This window comes from Candidatus Equadaptatus faecalis (genome assembly GCA_018065065.1).
Lineage (GTDB): Bacteria > Synergistota > Synergistia > Synergistales > Synergistaceae > Equadaptatus > Equadaptatus faecalis.
Genome location: JAGHTZ010000024.1, coordinates 1 through 3,441 on the forward strand (window position 1 = coordinate 1; position 3,441 = coordinate 3,441).

General features: G+C 50.9%; 1 protein-coding gene. It reads right to left on the reverse strand.

Annotated elements, in window-relative coordinates; all coding sequences use genetic code 11:
- A partial coding sequence (locus KBS54_01920) for a hypothetical protein (protein MBQ0054888.1) occupies nucleotides 1–2,916 on the reverse strand: 2,916 nt, incomplete at its 3' end.
- Between the last annotated feature and the right edge of the window lie 525 nt (nucleotides 2,917–3,441).

Sequence of the window (3,441 nt, forward strand, 5' to 3'; positions counted from 1 at the left end):
TTTGAGTTCTGCGTCTCCGTCTGACGTTATCGTGTCTGCAGTTACGGTCGTTTCGTCCTTGCCCTCGCCTTCAAGTCTTGCGTCTTCAAGCGCAAGGTCGCCGTCAATTTTATTGTCTTTGCCTTCTCCTATGACGAGGGTAAGGTCTTCAACGGTGAGAGCTCCGTCTCCGTCAAGCGTTTTGGTTGTGATTGTTGTTGCGTCTTCGCCCTGTCCTTTGAGGATTGCGCCGTCTGCCGCAACAATTGCGCCGTTTTCCCCGCTTATGCCTTTGTCAAATTTGTTTGTTCCTTCTTTGGCTATTACGGTGCCTTCGTTGATAATGTCCCAGTCTCCCGCCGTTTCTTCAAAGATGACGTTTTTAAGGGTTACGGTTCCGTCTTCTTTGTTTGTTACGGCTGTGTTGAAGTTTTTCATTGTTACGTCAACTATGTTGAGTACGTCGTCTTCTTTGCCGCCTTTTGTCGTGTCGGCTACGATTATTCCGCCGTGTTCGTTGCCGTCGAGTATGGAGGTTCCGTCAGCGGCTCCGTTTATCGTAAATTCGCCGTCCCTGAGTGTGTTGTTAAGTGCGCCAAGGTCTTTCGTTACGCTTGCCGTATCTGTTCCGTTGACGAAGAAGCCGCTTTCTGTGCCTGCTCCCTCAGGGTTATTTGTGATTATCTGCGGCAGGGTGTAACCAACTTCTTTGAGTACGCTCATCCAGCCGGTTTTGTCCGCGTCTCCGTCTTTTGCCTGGCTGAAGGTATATTTGAAGTTTTTGCCGTCTTCGCTTATCACCCACTTGGTGCCGTTAATTACAAGGTTGCTGTCGGCTCCTGCGTTCAGGTACTGCATTTCCTGTGAGGTTTCAAGCGCCCAGTTGTCTGAGGAAAATCCGTTCAGTTTTATTTCGCCGAGTTTGATTTTTCCTGTCGCGGTTCCGCTGACGGTCAGCAGGGTGTCTGCCTCTATTAACGTGGTGTCTCCCAGCGTTGCGCTGAAGCTGTAGACAGCTCCGGTGCCTTGTGAGGTAAACGATTCCAAAGTGCCAAGGTTTGACGCTTTGAAATTCACGTCTTCGCCAAGCGTTACGTTTCCGCCCGTTATTTTGCCGTTTTCTCCGAATGACGCTCCTGTTTCAAGTGTTGCCACGGCTGTATCGTTTGTTACTGTGCTGTTTATTGTGCTTCCGTTTTTCGCCGTTACGCTGCCGGCGTTGGCGACGGCTGCCGCGAGTGTGCCGTTGACGTTGAGCGTTCCTGTGTTTTCTATTGTGCCTGCTCCGCTTATTGCTCCGTTAAGCGTGAAGGTATTTGCCGTGGTGAGTGTAGCGTTTTCTCCGACTGTAACGGCTCCTGTCAGCGTCGTTCCGCTTGTCGCGTCGGCGGTGATTGTGCCGTTGTCATTTGCACCGACGGTTACGCCTGTGTCGTAGGTATCGTTTTCAAATGAGAGGTTGAAGTCTCCGCCGAGGACTGCAATCAAGCCTGCGTCTTTATATGGCTCTGCCTCAAGCGTAGCGTAGTTCGTGTAGGTGGCGGAGAGCGTGAACGTATCCCCGCCAAGGCTATTGGCGGCTTTCAGCAGCGAGCTTGCCGCGTCGGCAACAGGGTTTGTCGTTTCATCAGGCGCTTTTGTCGGGTCTTCAACCGTGCCGCCTATTTTTTCGGCGAAGGCGTACAGCTCGTACGTGCCGTTGGCAAGGTTTGCGGTGTTCACGGCAAACCAGCCTTCTGCATCCGCACCGGTTATGTTTTTGGAATCTTCAGCAGTTCCAAGTTTCGCGTAGTTGACGTAGTTCCCGCTGCTGTCTTTTACAACAGCCGCCATCCAATCTGCGTCTGCGTTTGTAAGGTTCCCTGCGTATTTAACGTAAAGCTGCGTTCCGTTGAGAAGCGCGTGAGTGAGGTCAACCTTGTTGTCTGCGGTTTTTGCCGCAACTCTGGTCTCTATCGTTTCGCCAACGGTTTCCGTCTTTACCTCCGCCGTAGTTGGTGTGGTAAGCATTTGGTACATTTCCTTTACGTCACTGTGGTACGTGTCTGCTTTGCTTGTGTCATACTCCACCGTCAGCCTGTTCAGCGTCTGCCCTTCTTCTAAATCAGGCAGACTGAACCCCGTACCCACACCGACCAAATCTTTGCCGCCTTCGGCGGCTGTTTTGAAAAGACCGGATGAGAAGAGGGGAGATTCAAGATTGATTTGCAAAGCAGGGCGCACGCCGCCCGCGCCGTAGACGCCGCCGTCGATGGGGTAGTGGTCGATGGCGCCGCTGGAGACGACACACCACGTCCAGTTGTTGTATGATGGATATGGCGACCGCAACCACCAATAGGACTCTGCTTTTCGGCGAGAATCATTTGTAAAATATCCGCTCTGCGCCTCAGCATGGGAAAGCAGATACAGCTTGTCTGTCGTTACACTCTCCGTTTTACCATATGTTGTGCTTTCTCCTTCCATATGGTGCGTATGTATGTATTCCGAACTTCCCGATGTTCTGTCTGCCCCCCCGTTGATCTGTTCCCAGGTCAACTTTCCGCTCGCTTGTGTCCCTGTGTAAGTTGTCGGGTTGTAGCCTATCATTTGCTTTTCGTAACTGTTTGTGTTTGTGCTGACCACGCCCCTGATTGTCGAGGTGGAGTACTGGTTCGCTTTGGCTGCTGTATAATCTGAGAAAAACTTTGACGTGCCAAGGTTGTCCGTAGTTATGACGTAGGCGTATTTGTTGCCGTCGGCGACCGCTGTTGTGTCAACTTTGTACAGCATCCAGTTTGTCCCCAAAAAGTCCGCATGTTCTCCCAAGGTTAATTCCCCGTTCACACGGAACGCGCCGGAGGCGTCGCCTATGCCGGTTGACGCCATCGCAGGCGAGATCGTAGCGAAAATAAACGATACGAGTATTAGGACTGCTGCTGCTTTTTTGAAACTTCTCATTTCTTTTTGCTCCCTTTCTGTTTCTGTTTTTTTGTGCCGTGTTTTCTATTTTTATCGCTTTTCAGCGTTGTTTTGAGATTTGTTTTCAGTCATTCTGCCTGTGCCCCGTAGGGGTACGGAAGTCCCTAGGACTTAGCGCAGAATCCAGTGTCGTTGGTTTTTCAATACCGAACGGGCTTCGCCCGTAAAGTCGCTGGATACCGTGTCAAGCACGGTATGACGTTTTTTTTTGCTTGCTGCTTTTAGCTTCAAGCTTACTGCTCATTCTTCACTTTGCATTTTGCACTGTATCGCCCGCACGCGAGACGGAGATTTTAAGCCGCTGGATTCCGCGCCTCCGCGTTGCTTCGCGCGGAATGACGTTTTTTTGCTTATAGCTTATGGCTTATGGCTTATTCTTAATTGCTCATTTCTGCCCTTTTCAAATCATTGACGTAGGTGAGGACTTTTTTTCTTGACGCAAACTGCAGCGCCTGAAGTCCGTTCATTATGTCCAAAAGCATCGTCTCGCCCATCCGCGTGCGT